Below are 26,380 nucleotides of genomic sequence, written 5' to 3' on the forward strand. Positions count from 1 at the left end.
TGGTGCTCCTTGGCGGCGCCCGGCGTTCCGGCCGAATGTGCCCGGGTCACGCCTCACGCCAGAGAGGCAGGGGCACCACGCTGCGGCTGCGTCCGGACGCATCCAGCAGGTGGCCGAGCCGCTTGTAGGTTCGCACCACCGCCTGGCGGGAGATTACGGTGCTTCCGGGCGCCCTGGCTGCCAGTTCACGTTCGTGGCCCTGCACTTCCAGATAGTCACGGACCCACAGCGTGACTACCAGGTTTTGGGCGCCCAGAACCTGGGCGCTCAAACGGCAGCTCGGCAGGCCGGCGAAGTACCGGCCAATGGAATCCACATGGGTCGCGGGAACGTTCAGGCTCAGGCTGACTTCCCGCAGGCCCCGCTGGACAGAAACGGACGTATCGCACCTCATCGTCATGTAGCCGGACGCCAGGAACCGTTCCACCCGCCGTCGGGCTGTTTGGGGCGACACGCCGCACGCAGCGCCCAGTTCCGCCCAGCTGGCCCGGCCATCAGCGGCCAACTCCTCCAGCAGGGAGGCATCAAGCTGGTCCGGGGCGTACGCCGGCGGCGGGGGCACGGAGTCCCTGGCCATGAGCCGCGCCCGCGCCGGTTCCAAGGTGCCGCTGCGCCACTCCGAGGCCTGCCGGTAGAGCTGCGTGACAAAGACAACCTCCCTGCGGGTGACCCCCGGCAGGTCCGCGAAGGCGCCGGTGACAATCGCCATCAGTTCCTCATGGCTTGAGGCGAAACAGTCCACGAACAGGTCGTGGGGCCCCGAGACGAGGGACACGGTCCCGAAGGCCGGCTCTGCGCAGAGCCGACGGACGAGGGCCTCGTGCTCGCCCGGCACTGAGGACAGCTGGATGAAAGCGGACCAGCCGGCACTGAGGTAGCGGGGCCCCGGCGACGGGGTGATCCACGCGAGCCCCTTTTTCGCGAGCGCGTTCCAGCGGCGGGCGACGGTTGCCCCGGACAACTCCAGCACGTCCCCAACCCGGGACCAGTCTGCCCGGGGATTGATCTGCAGGGCGTTTACGATTTCGAGATCCAGTTCGGAGATCATGGTTGATTCTTTCAATTTCCTCCCTGCTTTGGTGAATTCGGGCGATTTGCCTGGAGCGGATAACGCTGGCTCTAGCGTTGTGACTCGCATCACCCAGGCAAACTCTCCGAATCAAAGGAAGCACATGACAAGCAAAACAGCGCCACCGGCGACGTCGGCGATCACCCGCAGGACGATCCTCGGCATGATCGTGGCAATGGCCGTGATCGAATCACTCAGTGGCGTCACCCAGGGGTATCTGAACCCCATCCTGCCCGCCCTCGGGCCCGTGTTCGCGATCGATGATCCGACCATCAACGGCATCTTCCTTGTCGCCAACGTCAGCTTCGCCGTGCTGACGCCCATCATCTCCCGGCTCGGAGACAGCTACGGATACCGGCTGGTGCTCCGTTGGTCGACCGCCGTCGTCGCTGCCGGTGTGCTCATGATGGCACTGTGGCCGTCCCTGTGGACAGTGACCGTAGGGGTCGTCCTGCTCACCTGCGTCGTGGGCTTCATCCCGTTGATGATGGGCATCCTGCGGGTCAGCAGCCCCGCCCACACACGCACGGGAGTCAGCGTCATGATCGGTGTGCTCATGATCATGGTCGGTGCCGGCGGATTGCTGGCGGGAATTGTGGGCGTCAGCGACCCCGCCCTTGGCTTCTGGGTCGGCGTCCCCTTCGCAGTCGGGGCACTGGTGTGTTCGTTCCTGTTGCCCGACGCCGGCATCCCCACTGGGGAACGGCTCGCCGTGGTGCCCCTGCTGGCCTGTTCCCTCGGCCTGATCGGCTTCGTTGTGGCCCTTTCGATGGGTCCGGACTGGGGCTGGCTCGATGTGCGGACCCTCGGATCAGGACTTCTCGGACTGGCCCTGCTGGCGTTCTGGGCTGTGATCGACGCCGGCGGTGGGGAGCGCGGGAAGAGGTTCATGGACCTGCGCATGCTGGCAAACCCGCGGATCCGGGCAGTCTCGCTCGCCACCTTCTTCTTCGGCTTTGCGTCCATCAGCTACTTCGGCACCAACGGCATCTTCCTGCACGCCAACCCCGATAAGGCCGGCTACGGATTTGCGCTCAGCCCGCTCATGATCGCCGTTGTCCTTGCCGCCGCCTCCGTACTCTCGCTCGTGTCCTCGCTGTTGACCGCGCGGGCGCTCAAGGCATTCGGCGAGCGCGCCACCCTGGTCTTCGCCGGCTTGCTCCTGGCCGGCGGTTTCGTGGTGATGATTGCGGCGCATGCCTCGCTGGCAGGCTACTGTGTCGGTTTCGCCATGTTCAACCTGAGCCTCGGCATTTACCAGGCGGGGACCCGCTCACTATCCGTCGAGGGTGTGCCCTTGGAGGAGACCTCGACAGCGGCCGGGCTCAACGAACTGGCACTTTCCGTCGGCATTGCGGTGGGCGCCGCCGTCGTCAAGCTTCTCTCCTCGTCGTCGGCCGAGTCCGGGCGCATCACGGAGGGCGGCCTCGTCTCCATCTGGGGAGCGCTCGCCGTAGCTGCGCTGGTCGCCGCCGCTGCCTCCGCGCGCTACCCGAAGCGGCAGCCCGCCGAGGTCCGGGCATGAGCCCGGCGGCGTCGGGTGCAGTTGCGCTCAACCCGGCTATGGTGACGGCGACGGCGGACCTTGCGGCCGCCGTCGGGTCCGGGATCCAAAGCCGAATCTCCGCGGCGTTGGAGCGATGGCAGCTTAAGATCCTCCGCCTGAGCCATGCCATCCACGCAGATCCGGAACGCAGCGGCGAGGAATTCCGGGCAGCCAAACGGGCCAGCGGGCTGCTGCGCTCCGCCGGCTTCAGCTTTGACGCTGCCCAGCCAGTGCTTCCCGCTGCATTCAGCGCCCGGTACGGAAACGGGGAACTCGTGGTGGCCCTCTGCGTCGAATACGATGCCTTGCCGGACATCGGTCACGCCTGTGGTCACAACGTAAACGCCGCCAGTGCCGTGGGCGCGGCGCTCGCACTGGCCGCCGTTGCGGACGATCTCGGCATTACGGTCAAGGTGCTCGGCACGCCCGCCGAGGAGACCACCGGAGGCAAAGTGGACCTCATCGGCGAAGGCTTCTTCGACGACGTGAGCCTGGCATTGATGGCCCATGCCGGCGCCGAGGACGTCATCGGCGGCTCATCCCTCGCAATGGGCATGTGGGACGTGCTGTACGAGGGGCGCCCGGCACACGCTGCGGCGGCACCGGCCGAGGGGATCAATGCCTTGGACGCCCTCGTGGTCGCCCAGACGGCGGTTGCCCTGGGCCGTCAGCAGCTTCCGCCCGGCTCCATCGTCTCGCTGATCGTCACCGAAGGCGGGAGCGCCGTCAACGTCATCCCGGAGCGCGCCCGGGCCAGCGTGGAGATGCGCTCGCCCAGCCTGGCGACGCTGCGGGTGATCGAGGACCGTGTGCGGCGCTGCCTGGAGGCCGGAGCCCTCGCCAGCGGTGCCACGCTCAAGGTCACGCCTACCGGCAACTCGTATGCCGAGCTGAGGCAGGACAGGTTCCTCTCGGAGGCATACCGCCAGGCGATGACTCTCCGGGGACGGGACGTCGTCTTCAACGACCAGCCGGTGGCTTCCACTGACATGGGCAACGTCTCGCAGCTGGTGCCAAGCATCCACCCCCTGCTGGGCTACGACGTGGGAGGCGCAGCCCATCACACCGCGGAGTTCGCCGCCTATGGGTCTTCCGCGTCCGCCGACCGGGCGGTGCTGGACGGCGCGTTCGGTCTTGCGGTGGCAGCCGGGGCAGCGGCAAGGGACCCCCGGCAGCGGGCACGCCTGCTGGGCCGGGTTCGAGGGTAGCCTGTCAGCAGGAAGCCCTCGTTACCTGGACGCCAAAGGAACCAATGATGCGCCTGCGCCTTGCCATACTTGACGACTACCAGTCCGTTGCCCTGGACTACGCGCCTTGGGAACAGCTTGCGGCCGACGGCGTCGAGGTCACTGTCCTGACCCGGCCATTTCGGGACGACGCCGATGCGGTCACCGGCCTGCGGGATTTCGATATCATCATCGCCATGCGGGAACGCACCCCCTTCGGCCGCGACCGGCTGCGGCAGCTGCCCGGCCTCAAGCTGTTAGTGACCACCGGGATGGCGAACCAGTCCATCGATCTCCAGGCGGCCCGGGAACAGGGTGTCGTGGTGTGCGGCACCGGCGGCTCTCCGGCAGCCGCCCCGGAACTGACGTGGGCCCTGCTGCTCGCATTCGCCCGCAGCGTTCCGTTCGAAGACCGACGACTGCGCGCCGGCCGCTGGCAGTCCACTGTCGGCTTTGAACTGTCCGGCAAGACGCTGGGCGTGCTCGGCCTGGGTAAAATCGGGACAAGGATCGCCGCCTATGGCAGGGCCTTCGGCATGGATGTCATTGCCTGGAGCCCCAACCTCACCGACGAGGCAGCCTCGCAGGCCGGCGCCCGGAAAGTCAGCAAGGACGCACTCTTCCGCGAGTCGGACGTGGTCTCCGTGCACGTGCGTCTCTCGGAGCGTTCCCGGGGCGTGGTAGGCGAAGAGGAACTCCGCCTCCTGGGGCCAAGCGGGGTACTGGTCAATACCGCCCGCGGACCCCTTGTTGACGAGGACGCCCTGGTCCGCGGACTGAACGAAGGCTGGCTCGGCGGCGCCGCCCTGGATGTCTACGACGTCGAACCGTTGCCCGCCGGCCACCGCCTGCTGTCCGCACCCCGGACCGTTCTGACGCCGCATCTGGGGTACGTCACGGAGCAAAGCTACCGGCAGTTTTACGGCGGCGCCTTCGAAGACGTGCAGGCCTGGCTCAAGGGCAGCCCGATCCGCCTGCTGACCCCCGCTGATACGTACCGGGCGGGGTCTTCGGTGTGAGTGGATTGCAGGCTGATCCGGCGCTGGCAGCGCGTCTTGGAACAGTGCTCGGGAGCGGGCATTCACGTTTTGCGGTAGCAACCGTCGCCGGCGGAAAGGTCAGCGTCGCGGCGGCAGGTGTGCCGCTCGACGCCGACTTCGAGATCGGTTCGATTTCCAAGGGCATCACCGGGTTGCTCTATGCTGACGCGTGCAACCGGAGGGAGATCTCAGCCGACATGACCCTGGGGGAGCTGCTGCCGCTGGCGGACTGCGAGGCGGCGCGGGTAACGCTCGCCTCCGTGAGCCGCCATTCGTCCGGGCTGCCGAGACTTCCGGCCGTCGCGCACCCCCTGCGGCGCACGCTTTCACTATGGCTGCGCGGGGCGAACCCATACGGGGAGGACTTGGAGGAACTGCTCGCGCAGGCGGGAACGGTGCGGGTCCGGGATCCGCGTCCGCGGTATTCGAACCTTGGATTTGAACTGCTCGGGCATGCCGTGGCGGCAGGCGCCGGGCTAAGCTACCGCAATCTCGTGACGGAGCGGCTTTCCGCTCCGTTGTCGCTCACCTCGCTGTACACGCCCTCCGCCGCCGCCGACCTTGGACCCGATGCCCTGACCGGCAGAAGCCGGTTCGGCCGGCCAAAGCAACCCTGGACCGGCGAAGCCCTGGCTCCCGCCGGCGGCGTCCGGGCCTCCATCGGTGACATGGGCAGGCTGACCCGCGCCCTGCTGGACGATTCAGCTCCCGGCATTTCCGCCCTGGATCCGGTGGCCGACTTCGCCGGCCCCGCAGTCCGCATCGGGGCCGCCTGGATCACCCTTCAGGCCAAGGGCCGGTCCGTCACCTGGCACAACGGTGCCACGGGCGGGTTCAGCTCCTGGATCGGCCTCGACCGGGACGCCAACACAGGAGTAGTCCTGATGTCAGCGACGTCGGCATCCGTCGACCGTCATGGATTCAGGCTGCTCGAGGAACTGACACACCCCTGACGGAAGGACGGCGATGTCCACGGAACTGCCCGCAGACCCCCTGAAACTGGACGGGCGGACCAACGTTCGAACGGCCCTCCTCGGCGGTACGACCTTCCGGAGCCTAAGCGAGCAAACGCTGTCTCCCAGGGAAGAGAAGTTTGAACGGGCCAGGCAAACGCTGGGGTTCTTCCTCGCTCCTGCAGTGGCGATCACCTTCGCACTCGTGCCGGTGCCGATGGACCGGACACAGCAACTGTTGGCGGCGGTTCTGCTGGGCGTGATCATCCTGTGGATCTGCGAGCCGGTGCCCATCCCCGTGGGAGGCCTCCTGGGGGTTGCCGCCGTGGTGATTCTCGGTGTGGCCCCGGCGGGCGAAGTCCTGGCCCCGTTCGGCTCTACAACGATCTTCACGTTCATCGGCGCGTTCATCCTCGCCCAGGCGATGCTCAAACACGGCATCGCGCAGCGGCTCGCCTTTGCCGTGCTGTCCATCCCTGGCGTGGCAACGTCCAGCTACCGCGTGGTCATCGCCTTCGGCGTCATCACCTGCCTGCTGTCGGCCTTCGTGTCGAACACGGCAACGGTGGCCATGCTCATGCCTACCGCCCTGGGCATCCTCGCGGTCATCGCCGAGCTCATGCAGGACCGCGGCGTCGTCCGGGCCGACTTTGATCCGCTCCGCCTGCGGGTAGGCGCGGCACTGATGCTGATGCTGGCGTACGGCGCCAGCGTCGGAGGCCTGCTCACGCCGGTGGGGTCACCGCCCAACCTCATCGGCCGGGGCCTCATTGAGGAAGCCACCGGGCAACGCATTTCCTTCGCCCAGTGGACCGCCGCCGCAGCCCCGCTGTGCCTGGCCATGTTCGTGGTGCTCGCACTGACGATGTTCCTGCTCAACAAGCCGGAGGTCCGCCGGATCGAGGGCGTCGCGGAATACATCCGCGCGCAGCGGGCCGCCCGCGGCAAAATGTCGCGGGCGGAGGTCAACACGTTGATCGCCTTCGGATTCACCGTCACGCTCTGGCTGCTTCCGGCAATGGTCAGCCTCGCAACAGGCACCGACTCCGACCTCTACCTGTTCCTGGATGACCGGCTGGACGAAGGCATCGTGGCCGTCCTCGGAGCCTCCTTGCTGTTCATCCTGCCCGTCAACTGGAAGGAACGCCGGGCCACGCTCACCTGGTCGGACGCCGCCAGAATCGACTGGGGGACCATCCTCCTCTTCGGCACCGGCATCATTTTCGGATCGCTCCTTGCCGCTACCGGACTGGCAGAAACCATCGGGACGGCCGCCTCCCAGAACCTCAACATCTCCAACGTCGTGGCCATCACCGCGTTCTCCGCGGTTTTGGCCATCCTCATCTCGGAGACGACGAGCAACACTGCCTCCGCCGCCGTCGTTGTGCCCATCGTCATCCCGCTGTGCCAGGCGATGGGGATTGACCCGTTTGTGCCCGCGCTGGCGGCAACCTTCGCCGCGTCCTTCGGGTTTATGCTGCCCGTGTCCACCCCGCAAAACGCCATTGTCTACGGTTCCGGCGCCGTTCCGATCATCAGGATGATCCGCACCGGGCTGGTGTTCGACATCCTCGGGGCACTCCTGATCGTCAGTATCGTCCCGGTCATGGTCGCGGTCACCGGCATCGGCCGGTAACAGACGACGCCTGCCCTTCCCTGCTTCCGCCGGGCAAGCAGGAACGCCCGCCGTGTAAACCCGGGCGGGCGTTTCTGCTTCCACCAGCAGGTGAAGGTGCGCTCAGATGGGTTCCGAGTAGGCTGGGCGGCGCTCGGCGGACAGCCGCTCATCGGACGGGGAGTGTTCGACGCCGGCGGCGTGCCTGGGAGCCGGATCCTCCACGGCGGGGTGCTTGGGGCTGTGGTGCCCGTATTCGGCCAGGTCCTCGTCGAGGTCGGTCACGTCGTCGAGGTGGATGGGGTCCTCGGCCGGCATGGGCTCGACGGTTTCACCGTTGAAGACCCGGCGGGCGCGGTCAGCGTCCAGCGTGCGGTCCCACCAGGCGATGAACAGGGTTGCCACGGCGTTGCCGGTGAAGTTCACCAAAGCGCGGCACTCGGACATGAACTTGTCGATGCCGAAAATGAGCATGATGCCGGCGGCGGGGATAGTGCCGATGGTGGTCAGGGTGGCGGTGAGGGCGATGAAGCCGCCGCCGGCAACCCCTGCCGCGCCCTTGGAGGTCAGCAGCATGACCGCGAGCAGGCCCAGCTGCTGGCCGAGAGTCAGGTCAGTGTTGGTGGCCTGGGCGATGTAGAGGGCAGCCAGGGAAAGGTAGATGGCGGCGCCGTCGAGGTTGAAGCTGTAGCCGGTGGGGACGACGAGCCCGACGGTTTCCTTCTTCACGCCGGCGTGCTCGAGCTTGCGCATCAGGCCCGGGAGGGCCGGTTCGGCGGTGGACGTGCCCAGGATGAGCATGTACTCCTCCTTGAGGTGGCGGATCATCTTGAAGATGTTCAGCTTCAGGAAGGCCATCACGGAACCCAGGACCACCACGACGAAGAGGATGGAGGTGATGTAGAACAGGGCGATCAGCCCGCCCATGCTCGTGAGGGAGGAGACGCCGTACTTGCCCACCGCGAAGGCCATGGCGCCGAAGGCGCCGATCGGGGCGGCTTTCATGGTGAAGCTCAGGATCTTGAACATCACGCCGGTCAGGCGCTGTACGCCGTCCAGGACGGGCGCGCCCACCTTGCCCATGGCGTTCAGGGCGATGCCGAAGACCACGGCGATGAAGATGATCTGGAGGATGTCGCCCTCAACGAACGGGCCCACGATGCTGTTCGGGATGATGTGGGTGAGGAACTGCCACCATTCCTGGTTCGCGCCGGCGTCGATGAGCTTGGCCGCCGATTCGGAGGTTTCGATCGAATCGGCGTCGGCGTTGACGCCGTCACCGAGGCGGAAGATGTTGATGGCGACCAGGCCGAAGATCATCGCCAGGATGGTGCCGACCTGGAAGTACGTGAGGGCCTTCAGCCCGGTCATGCCGACCTTTTTCAGGTCCGCAACACTGGCGATGCCGCCCACAATGGTCAGGAAAACGATCGGGCCGATGAGCATTTTCATCGAGTTCACGAAGGTGGTGCCGATGGGCTCCATCGCGATGCCGAAGGACGGTGCGAGCCAGCCGACGAGAATGCCGACCAGAATGGCGGTCAGTACCCAGAAGTACAGCTGCTTGTACCAGCGTGTCTTGGGCGCCGCGTTCTTTGCTGTCTGATTTTTGGCTGGGGCAGCCGGGCCGGCAGTAGTGATGTGGTCCATGATTCCTACCTCGTTGTGGAATGTGACTGGAGGGTGCTTGGTGAATGGGAGCATGACGGAGCGGACTGCGGCGGTGTGTTGAACCGCCGTCCACTCCTGGCTATGGACTGACCGCCGGGATATCCCGGCTGGTCGCGCGTTCCGGCTAGACGGCGGCCAGGGTGTGGGTGAGGGCCCTGACGATTGCCTCGGTGACGTCATCGGTGTTCGCTTCGCCGCCGACGTCGCGCGTCAGGTATCCGGCGGCGGTGGTCTGCTCGATGGCGGCCTCGACCAGGCGGGCTTCCTCGTGGAGCCCGAAGTGGTCCAGCATCAGCGCGGCACTGGCAATCGCACCGATCGGGTTGCTGATTCCCTTGCCCGCAATGTCAGGGGCGGAGCCGTGGACGGGTTCGAACATGGACGGGAAGCGGCGCTCAGGGTTCAGGTTCGCGCTGGCCGCGAGGCCCAGGCTGCCGGCCAGGGCCGAGCCCAGGTCCGAGAGGATGTCGGCGTTCAGGTTTGAGGCGACGACGACGGACAGGTCCTCCGGCTTGAGGATGAACTTCGCGCTCATGGCATCGACCAGGACGCTTTCGGTCTGCACGTCCGGGTAATCGAGGGCCACGCGCTGGAACGTTTCGTCCCAGAGGACCATTCCGTACTGCTGCGCGTTGGACTTGGTCACGGAGGAGACCTTTTTGACGGTGCGGGTCCGGGCGAGGTCGAACGCGAAACGCATAATGCGCTCACAGCCCTTTTCTGTGAACAGCGCGGTCTGCAGGGCCACTTCGTTGCCGGGGCCTCGGCCGCTCAGGTTCCGTCCGCCCAGGCCGGCGTATTCGCCTTCGCTGTTCTCGCGGACAACAACCCAGTCGAGCTCGGTGTTGTCGGCCTTGCGCAGCGGAGACTGAATGCCCGGGAGGAATTTCACCGGGCGGACGTTGGCCCACTGGTCAAAGTTCTGCGTGATGTTCAGGCGCAGGCCCCAGAGGCTGATGTGGTCCGGGACGTTCTCCCAGCCGACGGCGCCGAAGTAGATCGCGTCGAAATCCTTCAAGGTCTCAAGGCCCTTGGGGTCCATCATCTGGCCGGTCTTTTCGTAGTAGCCGCAGCCCCAGGGGAACTCGGTCCACTCGAAGGCAAACTTGCCGCCGGAGTTCTCCGCCAGGGCGTCCAGGACGCGGCGGCCAGCGGAGACAACTTCCTTGCCGACGCCGTCTGCGGGAATCGAAGCGATGCTGAATTTCTGGGTGGCGCTCATGTGCCTACCTCCTCGTTGAGTCTGTTTAGCAGCGTCACACTGCCCTTCCTCTTCAAGTAGAAGGCCTGCCCCTTCAAGGCGTCCAAGACCAAGATCCGATGCGGCAAATAGGTTCAGCCTAGGCAAATAGGTTCAGCCTATCGATCTCCCGTCGGTTGCTCCGCTAGCGCCCTTTTGAGGTCCCAAACGGCGCTAGCGGAGCAGTGGATCGGGTTTGCCATGTGCGTGCAGCTCCGCCACCTTGAGGAACGCCCGGGCCGCCGGCGTCAGGTCTTCCTTCCGGCTCAGGATGGCAACATCGAGGTGTGACACCGGCTCGATGAGGACCGTGCGCAGCCCGGCCTTGTGCGCGGTGGGCGCCCACGAGGAGGGCATCACCGCATGTCCCACTCCGGCGAGCACCAGCGGCAGGATCGAGGTGCGGTGGGCGACCTCGACGACAATCTCCGTTTTGACGCCGTGCGCCAGCGCATCGTCCACCAGCCACCGCATCAGGGATCCGCGCTGGCTGGCGATCAGCCGGTGTCCGCCGAGGTCCTCCCGCTGGATGGCCGTTCCCGGGTTGAACGTGTCGGCCTGGGGGTTCACGATCAGGATCAGCGGCTGGCGCTCCAGCTCCAGGACCTGCACTCCGGGGACCCGGATGGGCGTCGAGGAGCCGGCAAGGCCGATTTCGGTGCTGCCCGTGCGGACGGATTCGATCACCTCCTCGGGTGTGAAGGCCGCGCTGACGTTGAGCCGGACCGAGGGGTGGAGCCGGGTAAAGCCCGCGATCATCGACGTCAGCGGCTCAATCCCGGGCGAGGGCATGGTGATGATGTCCAGGCGGCCGCTCCGGACACCGCGCAGTGCCTGTACTGCCGACTGTGCCGCATCGAGGTCGCGCATCACCAGTCTGGCAGGCCCGACGAGCTCCTTGCCCGCCTCGCTGAGGACCGCCCGGCGGCCGATGCGGTGGAAGAGCGGCACGCCGAGGTCCTTCTCCAGCCCGGCGATGGTCTGGGACAGCGAGGGCTGGGCGATCAGCAGGTGCTCCGCAGCGCGGTTGAAGCCGTCGTGGTCAACAACGGCCAGGAAATACTTCAGCTTTCGCGTGTCCACGCCAGCCCCTTCCCGATTCGGTCCCTTGGGCTTCCCGCGCGATGGCTCGGGGGAGCGATGCGTCCCGCGCTGAAGCATAGATAGCCTACGCCTATGAAAGAATCAACGCAGCGCCCAAGCCGGCCCCGCTGACGTATTCGGAGAGCGGAGCCCGCCCCGTAACTGCAAAGGAGCCCCGTGAGCAGCCCGATCCAACGCTGCAGCGACCGTGACGGAGGCTCCGCGGCACCAGTCGCCGCTGCCCCGGCTTATCCGCAGTTGCGGCTCAACAATGATGCCCTCGAAAACAACATCCGGGTGATGGCAGCCTGGTGCCGGGAACGGCATGTGGACCTCGCCCCGCACGTGAAGACAACAATGTCCGCGCCGATCATCGCCCGCCAGGTGGCCGCCGGAGCCGTGGGCGTAACTGTCGCCACGGTGGACCAGGCCGCGTCAGCTCTCGGCTGGGGACAGCAGCATGTCCTCATCGCCAACCAGGTTGTCGACCGGCTGGGCCTGACACGCCTCCGCACGTGGCTGGAGGAGGATTCCGGGCGGGAAATCCGTTGTTTTGTGGACTCGGCTGCCTGCACCGAGGCGGCGGCGCAGGTATTCGACGCCGAAGCTGGCGCCGCCCTTGAAGTGCTTCTCGACGTCGGAACCCCCGGCGGGCGCACGGGGATCCGCAGCCTCCAGGAGGCTGTCCGCATCGCTGAGCTGGTCCGCTCCGCGCCCGGTCTCCGGCTCGTCGGCGTTGCCGGTTATGAAGGTGTCGTGCCCAACAGCAGGGCGGAAGAGACGATCGCGGCCGTTGACCGGCACTGCCGGCTGGTGCGGGACGTGTACCTGGAAGTCGCCCGGTTTTACGAGACGCCGGCGCCCATCTATTCCATGGGCGGGTCAGCTTTCCCTGACCGCGTGGCGGAATACCTCCCTGACGACAGCCAGGTGCCCGGAACACGCAGGATCCTCCGGTCAGGCTGCTATGTCACGCACGACCACGGCACGTACGCCAGCGTCAGTCCCGTGCCGGGACTGCTCCCGGCGCTGACAGTCCGCGCCGTCGTGCTGTCCGCCCCCGAAGACGGGATCGCCGTCGTCGGTGCCGGCAAGCGGGACCTCCCCTACGACGCCGGGCTGCCGGTGGTCCTGTCAGTCAGAACCGCTGCCGGCGACCTGAAGGACGGCGCAACGGCTGTTGTGCGCAATCTCTTCGACCATCACACGGTGCTTACCGGAGTGGACGGCCTGGACGTCACGGACGTGGTGGACTTCGGGATATCCCACCCGTGCTCCGCCTTCGACCGCTGGCCGGAATACGCCGTCACCGACGGAAAAGGACAGGAAACTGGCGTGTGGCACACGGATTTCCACCGTGCATCCCTCGCAGTCACGCACTCCTGAGCAATCGAGCGGGTTGAAGGGCGTCCCGGCCGGGCGCAAGGTCCATCGGACCACGGAAGCGGGGTGTCGATCATGGGAGAGCTGATTGTTCAGGAATTTGTTACCGCGGACGGGTTCGCAGCCAACGTCACGGCCAGGACCCCACCCTCCTTAGCCTGCTGGGCGCAAAGACCTACGACGCAGGGCTGATCGAGCTCGAATACTCCCTCGACTCCGGCCTGCCTGCCGTCCGTTAGCTGTTGCCCAACTTGGCGGCATCGGCTTAGCGACGTCGGGCCAGCGGCGTGCGGGGCGACGGCCCGCTGGCTGCCATCCCTACTGGCCGGCACCCGGCAGGAACTGGCGGTTCCTGATCCGTGATTCGCCGAACTGGATCACGAGGGGTTCGATTTCCCATGTTCCGCCGTGCCGCGTTCTCGGGCTGCCCACGGCGACGTGCGGTGTCCAGTGCGGGGACCTGAAGCCGAGGGCGCGTGAGCTGAGGATGAAGTCGTCGATGTTGTCCACCAGCAACCCGTCCAGGAGTTCGTGGAGAGCCTGGACCAGGGAGACCTGATACTCATGCACGTGCTCCGGGACCTTGACGTCCAGCCCTGACACGCGGCCGCCGCCCAGCGTGATCAGCCGTTCGGCGCTGCCGGAAAAGCCGTCCAGCACCGGCAGCCGCTGCAGCCAGGCAGACGTGCTGCGGGCGGCACCGGCCGCATCGGTGACTCCCTTCGTCCACTCCGAGACGTCCCGGGAGAAGTCGTCCAGGATCCCGAGGTGCAGCAGGGTCATGTGCAGTCCCCGCGGCCTGCGCAGGGCGTGCACGTAGTTGCCGAGTTCCTCGTAGTCTGGGGGGCCGGATCCGATGCTGAGCACCGGCGCTTCAACCGTGATGCGCGGAACTGTCTCCATTCCGGCCCCTCCTGACCGCGCTGAACGTTGGCTGTGGTTGCCATTATCCGCCGAGGCGCTCCAGCATGCCCACGGGCATCACACGGCGAGTGGACGCAAGCCGTCAATCAGGGGAGTCGTGGGCCGGCCGGCCAGCCGTGCGAGGTCACCGGTGGTGAGGGCAAGGGCATCCTCCCGGATGTTCCCGTCCAGGGCGGCGAGGAATCCGGCCGTCGCCGCGTCGAGGCCTGCAGCCTCCAGGGCGCTGGCGTGCTCTGCTGAATTCACCGAGTGGTAGCTGACACTGCGCCCCAGGACGGTGGAGAAGGCTGAAGCCAGCTCCTCGTAGGTCCAGGCGTAGTCGCCGGACAGCTCGTAGACGTGGCCTTCGTGTCCCGGGGTGGTCAGGACAGCGGCGATGGCAGCTGCGTAGTCGGCGCGGGTGGCGCTCGCCACCCGCCCCTCGCCGGCGCTCCCCAGCAGGGTTCCGGTCTCGCGCGCCGTGGCCAGGGCAGCGGCATAGTTTTCCGTGTACCAGCCGTTGCGCAGGAAAGTGAATGGAAGGCCGCTGGCGCGGATGTACTGCTCGGCCTTCACATGGTCCGGCGCGAGGATGATCGGGGTGCTGTCAGCCGCCAGCACGCTGGTGTACAGGATGTGCGCAACCTTGGCCCGTACGGCCGCATCTATGACGGCCTCATGCTGGGTTGTGCGGTTCTGGATATCGTTGCCGGAAATCAGCAGCATGGTGTCGCCTTCACTCAACGCCGAGATAACGCTGGCCGGATCGTTGTAGTCGACCGATGCGGTCTTGACGCCCAGTCCCGCCAGCTCCGCAAGCTGTGTCGCTGACCTGCCCCCGGCCACGATTTCTCCGCCCGGTACACCGCGGTGCAGCAATTCCTCGACGACGAGTCGTCCCAGCTGGCCGGTGGCTCCCGCAATAACGATAGACATGTGATTCTCCTTGATAACCGGGCGCCCGGAGCGGCGCCTTCCGTAATGGCCAACCGCCCTCGAAGGGGAACAATTCCGTCTCCCGATGACGCACTTTGAAGTGCAATAGGCACCTTCAGGTAAGCATCAGAGGGCGGCGTTGCCGGAATATTTGCCGGATCAACCAGTCTTCAGGAGCTGGACGGACAGCAGGTCGCCGGTGGTGTGTCCGGGCTGCGCATGGACGGCGAAAACCAGCCGCCCGCCGTCGTGGTCCCGCAGATGATCGGGGATGGCGAAGTCGGTAAGAACATCGCCGCCGTCCCGCACGGACCTGACCGGGTCTGCAAGGACCGATCCGTTGAGCAGGAGTTTGTGCCCCCGCCCGTCGACGGCGCGGAACCGGACGCGCAGTTCTTGGGGTCAACGCAGGGGCCACGATTTGGTATTACCAGGAACCGGTTATTGATGCTGTACCTGAACCAGCCAGTTACTTTCTGGCGGCGTATTCAGGGATCGCAGTATTGTCGCTGAGCTTCATCGTGAGCGTGGCAGTCACGGTTCACGTCGGGCGTTGCGCGAACATTGCGCCGGCAGGTGTCCGCTAAGGTCCGCTTGGAGGAACGTCTGCCGATCGTGGGCCGGGGAAAGCGACGGGTAAGAAAGGCCAGGCCGGCGACGGCCCTTGCAGCCTGCCCGGTCCTCGGGCGCCGCCCTGAACCGTGGACACCGATGCGGCTGAACGCCTTATCCGGCGGCCAGGAGGACCCCGCAGGCCGCTTCGCAGCGGCGGCAGGCCTCGGCGCAGATCCGGCAGTGCTCGTGCATCCCGGCGTGCTTTTCGCACTCTTCAGCGCACGTGGCGCACGCGGCCTGGCAGGCCTCCAGTACTGCCAAAGTGATGGACGTTTGCCCGCCGGTCTGCCTGGTTATGACGTTTCCTGTGGCGGCGCAGACATCGGCGCAGTCCAGGTCCGTCCGGATGCAGGTGGCTAGTTCCGCGACCATGGCTTCAGCCAGGCAGGCGTCCGCGCAGGCCGTGCATGTCTGGGCGCACTCGAAGCAGGCCGCGATACATTGAGCCAGTTTGTCCTTGCTCAGCGCAGTGTCCCCCTGGGGGTGGGCGTTGAGCATGGCGCTGATGCGGCTCATGGTGCGGCTCCTGTCGCTGGGCGAGAGGGCGGCCGGGCCGTTCCCGGCCGTCCCCTTCACTGTAGACCCGCCACTGTCGGCCCGACAGCCCTCACGGGCCGTCGGCACGCGACCGTCTGTCAGAGGGTCGCCAGGAGGTCCTGCATTTCCTTGACTTCCGCTTTCTGGGCGGACACTATCTGCTTGCTCAGTTCCACGGCCTCGGGATCCTTGCCGTCGGTCACTTCAGTGTTGGCCATCGTGATGGCCCCTTCGTGGTGGGCGATCATCTGCTTCAAAAACAGCTTGGCGGCTTCGGTGCCCTGCGCGGCCTCAAGGTCCTTCAGCGCAGCCTCATCCATCATGCCGCTCATGGAATGACCGGTCTGGCCGTTAGCCACTTCCGTCGGTTCCTTCCAGTCCTCGAGCCAGCCCGTCATTGTCTGGATTTCCGGGCCCTGCGCGTCCTTGATTTTGATGGCCAGTGCGGTGACGGGGGCGGGGATGTCCTGTTTGGCGAGGATCATGTCTGACATCTCCACGGCCTGGGCATGGTGGGGGATCATCATCTGGGCGAACATCACATCGGCGGAGTTGTGCTCGGCTGAGGCTGCCGGTGCGCTGCTGGAGCTTCCGTGGTTCATTCCGGGCATGCTCTCAGAGCCGGAGCCGGAGCCGGACGCGCACCCGGCCAGGGCGATGGCCGCTGCGATGGCGGTTGTTGGAAGGGTCAGGAGTTTCTTGTTCATGGGAGATTGGTCCTTCAAGGTCTCGGCCACATGGGCCGGTAAATGGGGGGAGCATCCTGGAGGATGCCGGGAAGCGCCTTGTAGTCGCGCTTCAAAACGGGGCTGCGCCGTGTGGGCGGCGGTGTGCCTTGTTTTACGTCCGGCTGATGGACAGCTCACCCGGTGAAGGGCTGCCGGGAAGGTAGGCGTAGGACGCAGTTATCCGGTCCGGGAGCCCGCCCCGGTTCTCCGAGGTCAGGGTCCCTTGTCCGGGCTCGGGCGCGGTCAAGGTTCCTGTCTTGGCTGACGGGATGCACGCGGCGCTCGTCGCCTGGACGCTGGTGCATTCAGCCGAACATGTACACGACGCCGCCCGCCCTGCCGCCAAGGTCGGGGAGACCCGTTCCCCTGAGGCCTCGTGTGTTGTTGGGTCGGGTACGTCGTGGTGGGCCGCACTTTGGTGGCCGGTGCGGCTGTCCCCGGCGCTCATGACAGTTGCCGGCATTCGCATCGCGGCGGGGGAGTGCATGGTGTGGTTACCGGTCATGACGTGCATCCCGAAGATCCCGGCAAGGATGGCCAGGACCCCGGCGACGATGCCGGCTCGGAGGAGGAACGCCGGGACAGGGCCGCGGCAAACTACGGTCATGGCGTTCCTCCTTCGTGAGGGTTTGATCAAGGCTACCGGCCGGGCATGGCCCGGTCAGGGCTTCTGGTTCAACGTACCTCGGCGGGATTGAGTTTCACCCTCCGCAGCAGCTGGGCGTTCAAAGCCACCACGATCGTGGACGCCGACATCAGCACAGCCCCCGCGGCGGGGGACAGGACCACCCCGGCGAAGGCCAGGACGCCGGCGGCCAGCGGGACGGACAGGATGTTGTAGCCGGTGGCCCAGACGAGGTTCTGCCACATCTTCCGGTAGCTAGCCCGTGAGAGGTCCACCATCGACAGCACGGCCCGCGGATCATTTCCCGCCAGGACCACCCCTGCAGATTCCATGGCCACGTCGGTGCCGGCGCCGATCGCGATGCCGACTTCGGCCCTGGCCAGCGCCGGGGAGTCGTTCACCCCGTCACCGACCATCGCGACCTTCATCCCGCGGGCCTGGAGTTCGGCGACTTTCTTGTCCTTGTCCGCAGGGAGGACTTCAGCGAAGACTTCACCGATGTGCAGGTCCTCCGCCACAGCCCGGGCGACCTGCCGGGCGTCACCGGTGATCATGGCAACCTTGACGCCCCGGTTCTGCAGGGCGGCGACTGCCTGGCGCGACTCGGCCCGGATGCTGTCCTCGAGGCTGACAGCCCCCAGAACCCGTCCTTCGTCTATGACGTGCAGCACCGCGGCCCCTCGGACCATCCAGGCCCGGGTGGACCCGGCCACGGAATCGGGTTCGACGGCGCCTAGCTCGCGCAGCAGCGCAGGCCCGCCAACATGGACAGCGCGTCCGTCAACAGTTGCCCGGACCCCCCGCCCTGTCAGCGAGCTGAAATCCGTGGCGTGCGGAATGGCAAGGTTCCGTTCCCGGGCGGCCCGGACGATGGCCCTCGCCACCGGGTGCTCACTGTCGGACTCCACCGCCGCGGCCAAAGCCAGGAGCGAGTCGGCATCCACGCCCTGCACTGCGGTGATGTCTTTCAGCTCCGGTTCGCCGGTGGTCAGCGTTCCGGTCTTGTCGAAGAGGACGACGTCGATGGTGCGCATCCGTTCCAAGGCCATCCGGTTCCTGATCAGCACACCGGCCCGTGCGGCCTGCTCTGTGGAGATCGCGATCACCAGAGGGATGGCCAAACCGAGGGCGTGGGGGCAGGCGATGACCAGGACGGTGACGGTGCGCGTAACAGCGTCCGGGACGCTGCCCAGCAGCGTCCACACGATGAAGGTGAGGATGCCGGCGCCGGCGGCGAAGTAAAACAGGAAGGCCGCGGCGCGGTCGGCCAGCGCCTGTGCCTTGGAGGAGGACGCCTGGGCTTCGGCTACCAGGCGCTGGATACCGGCCAGGGCAGTGTTCCCGCCGACGGCGGTGATCTGGACCCGGACGCTGTTGTCCGTGGCAACCGTGCCCGCTACTACGGTGTCGCCGGGGGAGCGGGTTACGGTTTTGGATTCGCCGGTGATCATCGATTCATCGAATTCGGCCTGGCCGCCGGTGATGGTTCCGTCAGCTGGCATGCGGGCACCGGAGCGCACCAGGACCGTGTCTCCTTCGCACAGTTCGGATACCGGAACGGTCTCCGTACCTCCGTCGATGACCCGTTCGGCCTCGTCCGGCAGGAGGGCCGCGAGGGCATCCAGGGCTCCCTGGGCAGACCCAAGGGCGCGCATCTCGATCCAGTGGCCCAGCAGCATGATCGCTACCAGCAGGGCCAGCTCCCACCAGAAGTCCAGATCGAAACCGCCGAGGCCCAGGCTGGTGACCCAGGACGCTGCAAACGCGACAGTGATGGCCATGCCGATCAGCAGCATCATCCCCGGTTGGCGGGCTTTCAGCTCATTCAGTCCGCCCTTCAGGAACGGCATGCCGCCGTAGACAAAGATCACCGTGCCCAGGACCGGCGGAATCCATGCCGAACCGGGAAATATTGGCGGCATGTAACCCAGAAGGTGGCCCACCATGGGGCTGAAAAAGACAACCGGCAGCGACAGTGCCAGCGTCAGCCAGAACCTGTTCTTGAACATCGCAGTGCTGTGCCCGGCATGCTGGCCGTGGCTGTGCACCACGTGGTCATCATGCGTGTCGTGACGTGCTTTGTGATCGTGGTGGCCTGTGGTGGTTGTTGCGCCCTCAACGAGTTCGACGGCGGCGCCAGCCATGCCGTCCATGGAAGAAGCCAAGGGCAGCTCTTTACGGGGTTCTGTTCCGCACATGTCAGTTCCATTCCTGAAGAAGGGTTCGACGGGTGCTGTGGTTGAACGGCTGTGACGGCGGTGCAAAGCCCGGCCTGGACATACCACTTCATTGACAACAATCAATAACATACCCCCAGGGGGTATATCAGTCAAGGCTGGCGTAGGGGGAGCGCTAGCTCTGGGAGGATCGGCACCCTAACCCCGAAACAATCCAGCCGCCGGAAAGGGTGCGGCTGACACCGACGACCCAGTCGCCGCTCCGGACGGTGCGCTCACCACTCCGCTCCGTCCGCTCATCGATTGTCTTCCACCCATCGGTGGGGGCACCGGAAGGCGTCAACATCGACCTGGACTTGGACCAGGCCACGGCGGCTCCTTCAGGCGTGGCTTCACCCGGGACACTTGTGTCTACATCTGCTACGAACGGGCCGTGGCATGGCGTGGTGCCATGAACCGTTTCCGTCGGGGCGGGCCCTGGTGCGGTTGAACATGAGGTTATCGTGAACAGCAAAATGGCCGCAGCTCCGGACGTCCGGAGTTTTCCTCTCATGACCGCATCATACTGGCTCCGCCCAGCGCCCTGGAATGATGGTCGAATTGGTGGCGGCGCCCATGATCCGAGGACGCTTTCCCAATCGGAGTAAGGGTCATGGTTCCGTCAAGCGGGGAGGGCCTAAAAAGATCTACTGGCACCCCTGCGTATCCGGTTTGTGCGTATTCGCGGGTGTGACATAAGGGCTGATGTTTGAATCTCAGCTCGCGTACCCATGTCATAAGAGTGAATCAATCCGTCGGAACGAATCTGAGAACATGAGTGTGTTGTTTCGTTTGAGTTGAGATACAACTACGCTCAGGCAATGACTTCGACGACGGACCCCGCGCAGTCCGCTCGCTTGCAAATCGCCAAAGTAATGCGAATGCTAACCATCGTGTGCTGGGGACTGCTGGCGGCGGGATTCATTGCTGTAGCCGTTATGGGCCACTTGAGTCCGGCATCTTTGGCCGCCTTAGCCGGCGGCATGGTCTGTTTGGGCGGCGTATTGCTTTTCTCTTTCCGAGGTTACCCAAAATGGGCGCGGGAGCCGAGCTATAAGCTCTCTTGGAAAACGGACCTGAGCCAGCAGGCGGATGGATCGCAGCCTGTCGTTGCCTATGGCTTCCTGAAGCTGAGCAACATGATGCCGCGTTGTTGGCCGCGGCATCATGTTGCGGGCGTTTTAGGAGCCGTATGGCGGCGGCGTCACTTCCACGCAGCCGTTGGCAATGAAGTCAGCAGCTCCGGGCCCCCAGTTCAGTCCAGGGAAATGGCCGCTGACGTTGGGAAGTGCCCAATCGAACGGAGGAATGACGTCTTCAAGATCCTGGTGGTTCTGGTGTCCCACAACGACTGCCACTTCATCTGTGGTGATAACGACAAACGGGTTGGATTCGCTGCCAGTGGCATGGCAGTACGTCACCTTATGATTCGGGGGTGGGGAGGCGATCGCGGAAGGGGCGCCGCTCAACAGGACGAGCCCTGTAACGGCTCCACAAGCAAGTAATTTCTTCATGTTCATAACTCCTCATTCAACGAGAATGTATCCGTGTTTCACCGTGGCCTAGCTGCAGCTTCGTGGGTGCTGGCCGGCACTTTCAGCGGATACATAGTCCGCAAAACCGGAGGGTTTAGCGCTTGCAAAGGCCCAATTCAACCGTATCCACCGCCCAGTCATCCAGACGAGACATCCCCTACTAAATGGGCTGCCGGCACGCCGACTGCGTGTTAACTGAAGAGTAATTCCGGCACCTCCGGGACGCCCGAGAACTTTCTACCCGTTTTCCAGAAAATTATTCGGGCCTTTAGCCGAAATTACCTGCCCCAGCTGACGGCACACGAATGTTTCACTCACTTTTGCAGTAATTGCTTAAGCGCACCACGTATGATCGAATGTGGTCAGAATGCGGGTCACAGGAGCGCACCATCGCGGTCATGTATTGCAGGTTCCGGGCGGACAGGCCCGGCAATGTCGCTCCTAGCCTGAAGCTTGAGGAAACAGGGCGAACTGCCCGCCCGGGGTCCAGCAAGAGACGCCTTTTTGCCCCTTCCGGCTGCCTACTGGCACCTCTGCGTATCAGGTTCGGGTGTATTCGTTTGAGTATTTCCAGATGATCCGTAGGATTGCCCCGATGTCACCACCAACTTCGGACGGTCCGCCGCGCCCCCTTGGCGTCGGGGACGTCGTCGTCTGCCCGAACGACCTTCTTGGTGAGTGGGTCGCTGCCCAGATCACGAACATCGACCCCGATTGGAAAAAGGTCGGGGTGCTCGAACTCGATTGGTCGGGTCCCGAGCCGTCCACAACGGATGACTTCGATGCAGTTGAGCCGCTTCGGCTCACCCACCATTCCTGGAACGGGCGGTTGTCCCACGCCAACTGCGACTGGGTGCTTCCTCGGAGTTATCGAGTCCTCGGCAGGCTGCCACTGGTGCACGATCAGCGGTCGAATAGCTACACCAGCCGCTGGCGCGTGGGTGACCAACTTGCCCGACAACGCGCGTGGGACCGGGGCGAACATGACTGGCAAGAAACAGGCGCGCTCGAACTGACCCCTGCGGAACTTGAGCAGGTCCTCGCCGACGGCGCACCATCCCAAAACGCGGTACGCACCCTCAACACGACGGGTCTGTCCGAAGTAGACGGAGGCCGGCTCACAGCCATCTTCCCCAACCTGACAAGTCTGACGCTCGGCGGAAGCCTCGGGCAGTTCGCGAACGCGGGCAAACTCAACCGGCTCAGCTCGCTCAAGGGCCTTTTCATCTCCGACTTATTCGGCATGACGAAGGCCGACTGTCTGCTCCCGGCCGAAGTTCCCGATCTGGAATACCTCGACTTAAACAGCGTGCCTCACGAGTACGCCCTTGCGATGCGGGCCCGGTGGCGGTCAGAGGTGGTTAACGGCACGAGCGTCAACATCTTGAAGGCACGCAAACCCGAATGGGTGCAAGAGAATCTTGAGAACCCGCTTCGCGACTGGGACGGGCGCGGGCACATTACCGCAGCCCGCTTCAAGAAAGCTGTCGAACAATTCAAGAAGACGCGGCGCGAACTTCTCGCTATGGTCGGCCCTCAGCCAGATGAGTCCACCTTGGCCCGTTTGATGGACCTCGGGCGCGAATATGCGCTTGCGTTCAATCGCCTCGATGGGCGGTCCCCGTTCATCGAGACGGAGGAGCGCGAGGAGTTGTTCGCCGCACTCAACACGGTTATGACTGAGCGGGAACTGGAGCTGGGCCGTTCTCTCGTGGCCGAGCGATCGGCTCTTCTCTCCGGAGTTGAAGGCGCGCGGGACTGGTGATCCACCTTGGCTTCCAAATGCTCGCATCTTCAGTGCAATGAGCGTATTCGTGGGGGCAAAGTTCATTTACTTAGCGTTCTTCGCGTCCGATTTCCGCCTCGGTTGAATATCGGGTTCCTCGGTTCATTCGGGGTTCAGTCCGCTGGTCGACGTAGCGGGACCATGCGTCGCCGGCGGCGTCGGCGTGGAGGAACGCGACCTGGTAGCTGTAGCCGAGTGCGTCGGCGACCAGTGGTGGCGGGGTTACGGAGAGGTGCTCGTCCAGGGCGGTGTTTCGTGCGCCGCGCAGGTCGAGGCCGAGGCCTCGAAGTCGAAGCATGATCGTGTTCGGGTGGAGGTGCTGGCCCGCCCGGATTCCGGGGAAGAGCCACGGCTTTCCGCACGTGATGCTGTTCTGAGGTTGGGGCGGGTCCGGAGGTGCTGGCTGAGGAGTTCCGCGAAAGGCTGTGGGACAGGCACTGGATGCGTGCCGAAGGCGATGCTGATCGTGCCGGTGGTGGCGTTGATTCTGACTGCGTCGGTGCGGAGCGCCGCCACCCGGACCAGAGGCTGGGCATAGAGGAGGAGTAGTGTTCCGGCGACTCTGTAAGGCATGGATTCGCTGGTGCCGGTGAGCAGTTCACGTAGCCAGGCAAGGCGTTGTTCCTGCGGGATAACGGGTCGGATTTTAGCGGCGTAGTGGCCGATTTCGACGCGCATGTTCGTGCCGGTCTTTTTAGCGAAGACGAAGAAGGTCCGGATGGCTTTCCGGGTGGTTGGCCCGGTCGTGAGCCAGGTGTCCACGTCCTGCTGGGTGAAGGTTGCGCCGGTGCGGTTGTGGGTCTGCCAGAGCCAGTCGAGGAACCTGATGGTCTCGGTGATCTCTTGTTTGGCGGCATGCACCGGTCTTTGGACCGTTTTGTCCGTCGTTGCCATGGCGCGAATGCGTCTGAGGTGGTGCCATTTGGCGAAATGCTCGACGGGTTTGGCAACTTCGGCGGGCATGGGGCGGAGCTTGTTGTCTATCCAGGCTTCGAAGCGGTTCAGGTAGGGGTCTTGGTGGGGGAGGAGCCCGTGATGGACGAGTAGGGCCCGGAGATGGTCGGCTGCCCGTCCTGCCGTTTCGCGGTGGCTGTCGAGGCCGTCGTGGGTCAGGGGAGTCTGGCCGCTCGAGATGGAGGTCAGGAGCGTCTGGACCTTGGCAGAGCGTTTCCAGGTGATGATGCTTTCCGGTCGATCGGCCTGGCAGAGGACATCGACCAGGCGGTTTGCGGTTGCCGGATCGGCCGTATTCGTGAGCAGCAGGGCGGTGAGGTCGTCCCTGAGTGCGCAGCGGGCGCAGATGCCGCGGCGGTAGAACTCACCTTCCTCGTTGCAGCGGGCGCAGTGGAAGTTGTGGAGGATGCCGGCGCAGCGGGCGCAGCGTGGTCCTCCATCCTGTGCGGGTGGGCCGGGGAGTAGTCTGTGCTGCCCGCAGTCGGGGCAGGTGCCGTGGGTGCGGGTCGCCACGGTGAAGCAGGGACCGCAGATCTTGCCTTCCGGCCAGCTCGCCCTGGTCTTGCCGGCGTTGCGGCCGCAGCGGGCGCACTGGATGGTTCCGGTTGTGCGGGGCCGTCCGCGGACGGTGTTGCGCGGGGTGAGTCCTTCCGGGTGTTCAGTGGTCATCGTCGATGATGCGGGCCCGGCGCGGGCGGACGGTGCGGTTGAGGTCCACGACGTTGGCGGAGTTGGCGGTTCCGGTCTTGCGCGCGCGGACGTCGGCGGCGGTGACGGTGATGAGGTCTTCGGGGCCGCAGGAGAAGATGTCGCAGATCGCTGCGATGACCTGGAGGGCGACCCGTTCGGGCTTCTGGTTGACGATGCGGTAGACCTGGGGCCGGGACAGGATGATTCCGCGCTCGGCGAGCAGGGGGATGAGGTCACTGGTGTTGTGAAGGCCCCGGGCTGCCATCAGCTCAGAGAGTCGCCACGTGTATTCGACCTCGCGTTTCATCGCTGACCTCCGGATTGTTTGCCGAGTGCCTGGTCCATCGCGCGGTCCAGAGACGCCCGCAGCGTGGTGCTGCGGAAGTCGTCGCTGACGAATTGGTAGATGCCGGTGGTGGAGGCGTACTCGTGGCCCATTTGGTATTGCACGAATCTAGGATCCCATCCGGCCCTCCAACAGGTGCGTGGCATAGGAGCGCCGCAGGGAATGCAGGTCAAGCCCGTCCGCAGGCATTCCCAGCTCATTCAGATAGCGCCGGAAGCGCCGCAGGAGGGTGGATTCGACGATGAGTCCGCCGCGTTCGCTGGGGAAGAGGTCGAGGGTGTGAAGGGTCCCGCGGCCATTGGCTAGCCAATCCTCAAGGACGCCCGCGGTCCAGTCGAAGACCGTCAGGACGCTGCGGGGCTTGGGCGGTGATGCCTTGCGGGACTTGCCGAACCGGACCTTGCAGACGCCGAATTTCCCGAATCTGCGCGCGTGCGGGTTGGTTGCGAAGTCGACGGTCTGCAGATGCCGCAGCTCATTGAACCGAAGCCCGTAGGAGTAGGCCATTTTGAGCATCACAGCGTCGCGGTATGCCGCCTGCCAGCCCTTCTTGCCCGAGGCCTCAATGAGTTCCACCTCGTCGTCGGCGTGGTCGAAGAGCTTCTGGAGCTCCTCTCTGGTGAAGGGACGTTTGGACGGCCGGCCTTCCAATTCTGCACATGAGCCGCGGTGTTCCACTCATAGAAGACCTGGGCCGGATGCGTGCCAAAGCGCTGTTCGCAGACCCGGTCCCAGCCATAATCGGGGTTGGCGACATAGGACGTGAAATGGCGCAACGCGGACTGGTGGGCCCGCAGCGTCGAGTGGCTCAAGTTCCGGATCGAGCGAAGATCTCCGAAATACTCCTCGACCTGGGCCGGCGTCCAGTGCCACGGAAACTCGTTCACATGGTCCACGAACCTGCGAACATACCGGATGCGCTGATCAATGGTGTCGAATTACAGGTTGCGTGAGAGCTGCTGGTTGCGCCAGCCCTCGAGCATCTGATCGAAGGTCTGCTGTTCGGGATGGAGCAGTTGAACGGTGCCCAGAAGGTGCACCCGCCCAGATCCATCGACTGCCATTCCGCCTCCAAACCTGCTCCAAAATCTGAATCAATGTTTCATAAAATGCATCATCTCGGCAAATCCGCAGGTCAGAGGAGTATCTTCTGTCATTCGACGCACAAGCCCGGCCCGCTTAGTCATGGCTGAGAAAATCGATTGGAGTCGGATAAAACCCTTGAATGGCGCGGCGCAAGGCGCCTCGAGCGCGTGGTTCGGAATTCCGCGGGAGAGGGCGACAACGATTCATCTGATGAGATACGCAGAGTACTACTTTACATAATGTAGATTATCGGCGTTAAGGGAACCGGTGTAGCAGTGGATTCTTTTTGCGTGATTTTCGAGGAAGCCCGAGCTCGCGTCGGTTGGGCGCGAAGCACTCCTACGTTCCCTCAGTGAGGGCCCCAACGGCAGCGGGTTGTCCATCGACCAGGGCGACGTGGAATCGTTCGAGGAGGATCATGTGCTCAAACGCGGCCGCCAGCTGCTCCGGATCCTTGGAGAAGTACGCGAAGTCCTCGGCGAAGCCGCGCACGAGCACCTCGGCGATCCTGCGCCTGTACCCTTCGCCGAACTCGTCGGCACGTTTGATCTCGATCGTCATTTGAGTCCTCCAGTGAGTATTCGCAGTATCAGGTCG

26 protein-coding genes and 1 pseudogene are annotated in these 26,380 nt (G+C 64.9%); 7 read left to right on the top strand and 20 right to left on the bottom strand.

Annotated elements, in window-relative coordinates:
- Positions 1–46 precede the first annotated feature (46 nt).
- The gene (locus J2S97_RS04285) at positions 47–1,048 is read right to left on the bottom strand and encodes an Lrp/AsnC family transcriptional regulator (RefSeq protein ID WP_307046933.1); all 1,002 of its coding nucleotides are present in this window, start codon (positions 1,046–1,048) and stop codon (positions 47–49) included.
- A gap of 124 nt (positions 1,049–1,172) precedes the next feature.
- Here J2S97_RS04285 and J2S97_RS04290 point away from each other — a divergent pair, with 124 nt between their 5' ends.
- From J2S97_RS04290 to J2S97_RS04310, 5 genes are read left to right on the top strand one after another with little or no spacing between them, the layout of a single operon-like run.
- Positions 1,173–2,594 (top strand): MFS transporter, encoded by a 1,422-nt coding sequence (locus J2S97_RS04290; protein WP_307046935.1) that lies wholly within the window; start codon positions 1,173–1,175, stop codon positions 2,592–2,594.
- The gene (locus J2S97_RS04295) at positions 2,591–3,823 is read left to right on the top strand and encodes an amidohydrolase (protein WP_307046937.1); all 1,233 of its coding nucleotides are present in this window, start codon (positions 2,591–2,593) and stop codon (positions 3,821–3,823) included. Before J2S97_RS04290 ends, J2S97_RS04295 begins: the two co-directional genes overlap by 4 nt.
- 44 nt (positions 3,824–3,867) lie before the next feature.
- On the top strand, positions 3,868–4,860 hold the full coding sequence (locus tag J2S97_RS04300; protein WP_307046939.1) for a D-2-hydroxyacid dehydrogenase family protein: 993 nt from the start codon (positions 3,868–3,870) through the stop codon (positions 4,858–4,860).
- Positions 4,857–5,834, top strand: a complete 978-nt coding sequence (locus J2S97_RS04305) for a serine hydrolase domain-containing protein (RefSeq protein WP_307046940.1) — start codon at positions 4,857–4,859, stop codon at positions 5,832–5,834. The genes J2S97_RS04300 and J2S97_RS04305 overlap by 4 nt, the downstream gene beginning before the upstream one ends.
- Before the next feature lie 13 nt (positions 5,835–5,847).
- A complete protein-coding gene (locus J2S97_RS04310; RefSeq protein ID WP_307046943.1) occupies positions 5,848–7,470 on the top strand; it encodes an SLC13 family permease in 1,623 nt (540 codons plus the stop codon).
- Positions 7,471–7,572: 102 nt separating this feature from the next.
- On the opposite strand, the gene dctA is transcribed toward J2S97_RS04310, so the two are convergent.
- From dctA to J2S97_RS04325, 3 genes are all read right to left on the bottom strand, one after another.
- On the bottom strand, positions 7,573–9,099 hold the full coding sequence (gene dctA / locus J2S97_RS04315) for a C4-dicarboxylate transporter DctA (RefSeq protein ID WP_307046944.1): 1,527 nt from the start codon (positions 9,097–9,099) through the stop codon (positions 7,573–7,575).
- 145 nt (positions 9,100–9,244) lie between these two features.
- On the bottom strand, positions 9,245–10,342 hold the full coding sequence (locus tag J2S97_RS04320; RefSeq protein WP_307046946.1) for a tartrate dehydrogenase: 1,098 nt from the start codon (positions 10,340–10,342) through the stop codon (positions 9,245–9,247).
- 192 nt (positions 10,343–10,534) lie between these two features.
- Entirely contained in the window at positions 10,535–11,443 is a 909-nt protein-coding gene (locus J2S97_RS04325; RefSeq protein WP_307046948.1) for a LysR family transcriptional regulator, read from the bottom strand.
- Positions 11,444–11,620: 177 nt separating this feature from the next.
- On the opposite strand from J2S97_RS04325, the gene J2S97_RS04330 reads away from it, so the two are divergent.
- On the top strand, positions 11,621–12,829 hold the full coding sequence (locus tag J2S97_RS04330; RefSeq protein WP_307046950.1) for an alanine racemase: 1,209 nt from the start codon (positions 11,621–11,623) through the stop codon (positions 12,827–12,829).
- Positions 12,830–13,144: 315 nt separating this feature from the next.
- On the opposite strand, the gene J2S97_RS04335 is transcribed toward J2S97_RS04330, so the two are convergent.
- The 8 genes from J2S97_RS04335 to J2S97_RS04370 form a co-directional block, all read right to left on the bottom strand.
- A complete protein-coding gene (locus J2S97_RS04335; protein WP_307046952.1) occupies positions 13,145–13,729 on the bottom strand; it encodes a hypothetical protein in 585 nt (194 codons plus the stop codon).
- 78 nt (positions 13,730–13,807) lie between these two features.
- Positions 13,808–14,665 (bottom strand): SDR family oxidoreductase, encoded by an 858-nt coding sequence (locus tag J2S97_RS04340; protein WP_307046954.1) that lies wholly within the window; start codon positions 14,663–14,665, stop codon positions 13,808–13,810.
- Between the two features lie 159 nt (positions 14,666–14,824).
- Positions 14,825–14,974 (bottom strand): hypothetical protein, encoded by a 150-nt coding sequence (locus tag J2S97_RS04345; RefSeq protein ID WP_307046956.1) that lies wholly within the window; start codon positions 14,972–14,974, stop codon positions 14,825–14,827.
- Positions 14,975–15,391: 417 nt separating this feature from the next.
- Positions 15,392–15,796, bottom strand: a complete 405-nt coding sequence (locus J2S97_RS04350; protein WP_307046958.1) for a four-helix bundle copper-binding protein — start codon at positions 15,794–15,796, stop codon at positions 15,392–15,394.
- Between the two features lie 119 nt (positions 15,797–15,915).
- Entirely contained in the window at positions 15,916–16,524 is a 609-nt protein-coding gene (locus J2S97_RS04355) for a DUF305 domain-containing protein (protein WP_307046960.1), read from the bottom strand.
- Between the two features lie 133 nt (positions 16,525–16,657).
- A complete protein-coding gene (locus J2S97_RS04360) occupies positions 16,658–17,152 on the bottom strand; it encodes a hypothetical protein (RefSeq protein ID WP_307046961.1) in 495 nt (164 codons plus the stop codon).
- Positions 17,153–17,220: 68 nt separating this feature from the next.
- A complete protein-coding gene (locus J2S97_RS04365; RefSeq protein WP_307047744.1) occupies positions 17,221–19,323 on the bottom strand; it encodes a heavy metal translocating P-type ATPase in 2,103 nt (700 codons plus the stop codon).
- A gap of 1,244 nt (positions 19,324–20,567) precedes the next feature.
- The gene (locus tag J2S97_RS04370) at positions 20,568–20,906 is read right to left on the bottom strand and encodes a hypothetical protein (RefSeq protein WP_307046963.1); all 339 of its coding nucleotides are present in this window, start codon (positions 20,904–20,906) and stop codon (positions 20,568–20,570) included.
- 610 nt (positions 20,907–21,516) lie between these two features.
- On the opposite strand from J2S97_RS04370, the gene J2S97_RS04375 reads away from it, so the two are divergent.
- Positions 21,517–22,686: a hypothetical protein gene (locus tag J2S97_RS04375; RefSeq protein ID WP_307046965.1), complete on the top strand. Its 1,170-nt coding sequence runs from the start codon at positions 21,517–21,519 to the stop codon at positions 22,684–22,686.
- Positions 22,687–22,756: 70 nt separating this feature from the next.
- On the opposite strand, the gene J2S97_RS04380 is transcribed toward J2S97_RS04375, so the two are convergent.
- The 8 genes and pseudogenes from J2S97_RS04380 to J2S97_RS04415 all read right to left on the bottom strand — a co-directional run bounded on the left by J2S97_RS04380 (position 22,757) and on the right by J2S97_RS04415 (position 26,344).
- On the bottom strand, positions 22,757–23,005 hold the full coding sequence (locus J2S97_RS04380; RefSeq protein WP_307046966.1) for a hypothetical protein: 249 nt from the start codon (positions 23,003–23,005) through the stop codon (positions 22,757–22,759).
- Positions 22,930–24,330 (bottom strand): recombinase XerD, encoded by a 1,401-nt coding sequence (locus tag J2S97_RS04385; protein ID WP_307046968.1) that lies wholly within the window; start codon positions 24,328–24,330, stop codon positions 22,930–22,932. The genes J2S97_RS04380 and J2S97_RS04385 overlap by 76 nt, the downstream gene beginning before the upstream one ends.
- Positions 24,320–24,658 carry a helix-turn-helix domain-containing protein gene (locus tag J2S97_RS04390; protein WP_307046970.1) on the bottom strand — a complete coding sequence of 113 codons (339 nt, stop codon included), beginning with the start codon at positions 24,656–24,658 and terminating at the stop codon, positions 24,320–24,322. The genes J2S97_RS04385 and J2S97_RS04390 overlap by 11 nt, the downstream gene beginning before the upstream one ends.
- Positions 24,655–24,801: a hypothetical protein gene (locus tag J2S97_RS04395; RefSeq protein WP_307046972.1), complete on the bottom strand. Its 147-nt coding sequence runs from the start codon at positions 24,799–24,801 to the stop codon at positions 24,655–24,657. The genes J2S97_RS04390 and J2S97_RS04395 overlap by 4 nt, the downstream gene beginning before the upstream one ends.
- 4 nt (positions 24,802–24,805) lie before the next feature.
- On the bottom strand, positions 24,806–25,348 hold the full coding sequence (locus tag J2S97_RS04400; protein ID WP_307046974.1) for a tyrosine-type recombinase/integrase: 543 nt from the start codon (positions 25,346–25,348) through the stop codon (positions 24,806–24,808).
- 131 nt (positions 25,349–25,479) lie between these two features.
- Positions 25,480–25,593 (bottom strand): annotated as a pseudogene (locus tag J2S97_RS04405) (site-specific integrase); the annotation flags it as partial.
- 42 nt (positions 25,594–25,635) lie between these two features.
- Complete coding sequence (locus J2S97_RS04410; RefSeq protein ID WP_307046976.1) at positions 25,636–25,761, bottom strand: hypothetical protein; 126 nt, start codon at positions 25,759–25,761, stop codon at positions 25,636–25,638.
- Positions 25,762–26,122: 361 nt separating this feature from the next.
- Positions 26,123–26,344: a hypothetical protein gene (locus J2S97_RS04415; RefSeq protein ID WP_307046978.1), complete on the bottom strand. Its 222-nt coding sequence runs from the start codon at positions 26,342–26,344 to the stop codon at positions 26,123–26,125.
- Between the last annotated feature and the right edge of the window lie 36 nt (positions 26,345–26,380).

This window comes from Arthrobacter oryzae (assembly GCF_030812315.1).
In the GTDB taxonomy this organism is placed as follows: Bacteria; Actinomycetota; Actinomycetes; order Actinomycetales; family Micrococcaceae; genus Arthrobacter; species Arthrobacter oryzae_B.

Bases quoted from the DNA above. Each gene is read 5' to 3' on its own strand.
- J2S97_RS04285 (WP_307046933.1), bottom strand. From the start codon at position 1,048: ATGATCTCCGAACTGGATCTCGAAATCGTAAACGCCCTGCAGATCAAT.
- J2S97_RS04335 (WP_307046952.1), bottom strand. From the start codon at position 13,729: ATGGAGACAGTTCCGCGCATCACGGTTGAAGCGCCGGTGCTCAGCATC.
- J2S97_RS04310 (WP_307046943.1), top strand. From the start codon at position 5,848: ATGTCCACGGAACTGCCCGCAGACCCCCTGAAACTGGACGGGCGGACC.
- J2S97_RS04355 (WP_307046960.1), bottom strand. From the start codon at position 16,524: ATGAACAAGAAACTCCTGACCCTTCCAACAACCGCCATCGCAGCGGCC.
- J2S97_RS04340 (WP_307046954.1), bottom strand. From the start codon at position 14,665: ATGTCTATCGTTATTGCGGGAGCCACCGGCCAGCTGGGACGACTCGTC.
- J2S97_RS04360 (WP_307046961.1), bottom strand. From the start codon at position 17,152: ATGACCGTAGTTTGCCGCGGCCCTGTCCCGGCGTTCCTCCTCCGAGCC.
- J2S97_RS04290 (WP_307046935.1), top strand. From the start codon at position 1,173: ATGACAAGCAAAACAGCGCCACCGGCGACGTCGGCGATCACCCGCAGG.
- J2S97_RS04410 (WP_307046976.1), bottom strand. From the start codon at position 25,761: ATGGCAGTCGATGGATCTGGGCGGGTGCACCTTCTGGGCACCGTTCAA.
- J2S97_RS04320 (WP_307046946.1), bottom strand. From the start codon at position 10,342: ATGAGCGCCACCCAGAAATTCAGCATCGCTTCGATTCCCGCAGACGGC.
- J2S97_RS04350 (WP_307046958.1), bottom strand. From the start codon at position 15,796: ATGAGCCGCATCAGCGCCATGCTCAACGCCCACCCCCAGGGGGACACT.
- J2S97_RS04415 (WP_307046978.1), bottom strand. From the start codon at position 26,344: ATGACGATCGAGATCAAACGTGCCGACGAGTTCGGCGAAGGGTACAGG.
- J2S97_RS04375 (WP_307046965.1), top strand. From the start codon at position 21,517: ATGTCACCACCAACTTCGGACGGTCCGCCGCGCCCCCTTGGCGTCGGG.
- J2S97_RS04370 (WP_307046963.1), bottom strand. From the start codon at position 20,906: ATGAACATGAAGAAATTACTTGCTTGTGGAGCCGTTACAGGGCTCGTC.
- J2S97_RS04295 (WP_307046937.1), top strand. From the start codon at position 2,591: ATGAGCCCGGCGGCGTCGGGTGCAGTTGCGCTCAACCCGGCTATGGTG.
- dctA (WP_307046944.1), bottom strand. From the start codon at position 9,099: ATGGACCACATCACTACTGCCGGCCCGGCTGCCCCAGCCAAAAATCAG.
- J2S97_RS04385 (WP_307046968.1), bottom strand. From the start codon at position 24,330: ATGACCACTGAACACCCGGAAGGACTCACCCCGCGCAACACCGTCCGC.
- J2S97_RS04300 (WP_307046939.1), top strand. From the start codon at position 3,868: ATGATGCGCCTGCGCCTTGCCATACTTGACGACTACCAGTCCGTTGCC.
- J2S97_RS04380 (WP_307046966.1), bottom strand. From the start codon at position 23,005: ATGCTTCGACTTCGAGGCCTCGGCCTCGACCTGCGCGGCGCACGAAAC.
- J2S97_RS04365 (WP_307047744.1), bottom strand. From the start codon at position 19,323: ATGGACGGCATGGCTGGCGCCGCCGTCGAACTCGTTGAGGGCGCAACA.
- J2S97_RS04390 (WP_307046970.1), bottom strand. From the start codon at position 24,658: ATGAAACGCGAGGTCGAATACACGTGGCGACTCTCTGAGCTGATGGCA.